This window comes from Acidovorax sp. KPB24-03, assembly GCF_057546605.1.
This window is the reverse complement of the sequence record NZ_BAAJYR010000383.1, coordinates 1-3,309: the sequence shown is the minus strand read 5'-3', so window position 1 is coordinate 3,309 and position 3,309 is coordinate 1. Positions and strand designations below refer to the sequence as shown.

Annotated in this window: 4 protein-coding genes; all 4 read right to left on the bottom strand. The window is 57.5% G+C overall.

Annotated features, from left to right (window positions below; all coding sequences use genetic code 11):
- On the bottom strand, nt 1-757 hold a 757-nt coding region (locus AC27KI_RS21310; protein ID WP_487115704.1), incomplete at its 3' end, for a LysR substrate-binding domain-containing protein.
- A 660-nt stretch (nt 758-1,417) separates the two neighbouring features.
- The gene (locus AC27KI_RS21305; protein ID WP_487090447.1) at nt 1,418-1,795 is read right to left on the bottom strand and encodes a hypothetical protein; all 378 of its coding nucleotides are present in this window, start codon (nt 1,793-1,795) and stop codon (nt 1,418-1,420) included.
- Between the two features lie 297 nt (nt 1,796-2,092).
- On the bottom strand, nt 2,093-2,395 hold the full coding sequence (locus AC27KI_RS21300) for a hypothetical protein (protein WP_487090448.1): 303 nt from the start codon (nt 2,393-2,395) through the stop codon (nt 2,093-2,095).
- Nucleotides 2,385-3,309, bottom strand: a 925-nt coding sequence (locus AC27KI_RS21295) for an RHS repeat-associated core domain-containing protein (protein WP_487115702.1), incomplete at its 5' end; no start/stop codon positions are given. The genes AC27KI_RS21300 and AC27KI_RS21295, both read right to left, overlap by 11 nt.

Below are 3,309 nucleotides of genomic sequence, written 5' to 3'. Positions count from 1 at the left end.
GCGGCACCGACAGGCGCGGCACCAGCGTCACGCCCATGCCGGCCGACACCATGTGCTTGATCGTCTCGAGCGATGAGCCCTCGAACGTGCGGCGGATGCCCTCGGCATTGCTCGCGTAGCGCGCGAATTCGGGGCAGACCTCCAGCACATGGTCGCGAAAGCAGTGGCCCGCGCCCAGCAGCAGCATGGTCTCGCTCTTGAGCTGCGCGGCGGAAATGGATTTCTGTTCGGCCAGCGGGTGGCTGCTGGGCACGGCCGCCATGAACGGCTCGTCGTACAGCGGCGCCATCGCCAAGCCCGTGTCGGGAAACGGCTCGGCCATGATCGCGCAGTCGATCTCGCCGGTGCGCAGCATCTCCAGCAGCTTGACGGTGAAGTTCTCCTGCAGCATGAGCGGCATCTGCGGCGTGCGCGCGATGGCATGGCGCACCAGCTCAGGCAGCAGGTAGGGACCGATCGTGTAGATCACGCCCAGCGTGAGCGCCCCGGCCAGCGGGTCCTTGCCGCGCTTGGCGATTTCCTTGATGGCGGCGGCCTGTTCCAGCACGCTCTGCGCCTGACGCACGATTTCGTCGCCCAGCGAGGTGACCGACACCTCGCCCGCGCTGCGCTCGAAAAGTTTGACCTCCAGCTCGTCTTCCAGCTTCTTGATGGCCACCGACAGCGTGGGCTGCGACACATAGCAAGCATCGGCCGCCCGGCCAAAGTGCTTCTCCCGGGCCACAGCGACGATGTATTTGAGTTCCGTGAGGGTCATTGTTGGATGCGGATTGGCGAACGCGACATTGTGCGCCGAGATGAAACCCTTGTCGGTCAGCCGTTCGCGGGGAGTTCGGTGGGGGGGAAGGAACTTTACCCTGGCTTCACATTGGGTGGCGGGGCGGGCCAGGGGCTTTCAAGACGTGTATTTCACTCCCGCGAAAACGCTGAAGGCCGAGACATGTGTTTTGCGCATGCGGGGGCTTGCCGGCCGCCTTTACCGCGCTTTCGTTCATGACCAAACAGACCCCATGCCCTAGAAAATCATGGCTGTGTTGCTATCAAAAATATAGTGCACGAAACGGGTTTGATCCAGCATTTGGTTGCGGCGAGCCGGAGGCTCAGTGGATGGATTCCGTCTTTGTTTGAAGCCCGGGACATTCGTGCTCCGCCACCATGCATCGCTATGGAAACTGCTGCTGGCTGAAGGCGCCATAAGGCAAATTGATTTGCCACATAAACGATCAGATGACTTTCGTGCTGTTCGTCTCGCTTTTCACTTATCGCTTGGAGGCGTAGCGGTGTGGAACACCTGCGGGCCTAGGGGACTGTACTGGGTCTGGTAGCTCATCGTCAGCGGTGGGCGGTGGGCGGTACAGGCTGCTCGTGACGGCGCGACTGTTGCCGCCATGGCGACCGAATCTCTCGCATTCAGGCTTCAATCAAACCCAAGCTCAATCCCCAAATCAAAAAGAACCTTTATCTCGGGAAGCCGTAATTCCTCCCCTCCTGATTCAATCGTGCAATAAAGTATTTTCCGCAAAATTGGATCGTTAAGAATCGGCAGCAGATCGACAGAAACCTGAGCAAAAGCGATCTGTATTAACTCAATAGCCTCTGGAATGCTCCTTGAAAGAGGTCTGATTTTTAGCGCCAAATAAGACTGTTCATGGCACCCTTCAAGCAAATCACCACTAGGAGATCTACACTGATCGCCAGACCTCCAAATTCTTGCGACCGGAAACCCCAAAGCCGCCCCTAATTTTGAAAGATCTTGGAATTCATGTCTTATCTGAAGACTCATATGGGTTGCCATCGCTTTAATCCTTAACAATGGAGTCAAGTTGGCCGATTTGTAATTGATCAGCAGGGCCTTGGTTATTCACTCGCCCTTCGTCAAACGCCGGGGGGCATTCAGGTGGTCCGCGTCGACGGTATACAGCCTGCTATTGATCTGCGCCCCCGCCACGCCCCAAAACCCATGAACTGCAATGCAGGCGCCCAGATGGCCCTCATGAACCTCCTCCCGTTTGCCGGCTATCCTCGTAGAGGATAAGCGTCAGACGCCCCGCCGCGTCCCCCTTAAGCCCAGATGGTGCAGCGCATCGCGTCGTTATCCAAATATTTCTTGAAACCAATGGGCGCGTGGATCACGAAACCAACTTGCAAATTCTTCCCTGTCGAATACCTGCAATTGCTTCATGTCTATACCATATCTCCGAAATAGCCCTAGAAACTCGTAAACAGAACCTGCATCTATTCGATCATGGTTTACATAAATATTTAAAGCATCCAGTTGACCTTCATATCTCTCCACGCAGGCAATCTTGTCCAGCCATTCGAAGAATGCGGCCTCATCATATTCCGAATAATACCAAACACGTTTGGCCAATAAAATTAACTGCTTATCGATCACGACGCTTTCCTCCTGGATACATGTTGTAGCCACCACCTCCTGGATACTGCACATCCCAATGCGCGCCCCCGTGTGCTGGCCCTGAGGTGCCCGAACCCGGCGCACCCCCTTGACCTGTAGGGCACCATACCCCACCGTCTGCAGCCTCCCAGCCATATCGTGGACCTTTTGGATTGGGATTGGGCACCCAGCTTTCACCCCCCTTAGGATCTTTGAAGCCTTCGGCATCACTGGGTTTACCAGGCGCCTTAGGTCCATTTGGGTCATATGCATTCTTAGGCGGTTTCGCAAACATGCGATCCAACCCATAGCTCAGCGCACCTAAACCCGTTCCGATAGCAATATCTGTCCCAGTGATGATCGCTGGAATGAACGGAATGGCGATTGCGAACTCGCCTGTCGGGTCGGTATAGGAGGCCGGATTTCCTCCCACATACAAGAACCGGTTCCACCCCCCCTCCAGCCCAATCGGATCCGCCTGGATGTACCGCCCTCCCTCCCGGTCGTAGTACCGATTCAGGTTGTACGCCAGTCCCGTCTCCTCATCGAACACCTGCCCCGGATACCGCAGGTCGAACTTCACCGCTTCGCTATAGCTGCTGGTGGCACCTTGCCCACTCTGTGCATAGCCCGTGGCGCCGGTCGTCGGGTTCGCCTCTCCAAACCCCGTGATCAGCCATTGCCACACCACCTGGCCCTGCGTGTTGGTCAGGCGCCGTGGCGTGTTCAGGTGGTCCGCATCGATGGCATACAGCCTGCCATTGATCTGCGCCGCCACCGGCATCGGCCCGCTGGCCGTGGGCAGGTAGATGACCTCCGTGCCGTCCATCTCCCCCGCCGGCGCGGCGCTGTTGCTCTCTGCCGGTTGCGTCTGGCCAGCACGGTGCTGCCGATGCCGTCTTCGGCGTAGACCG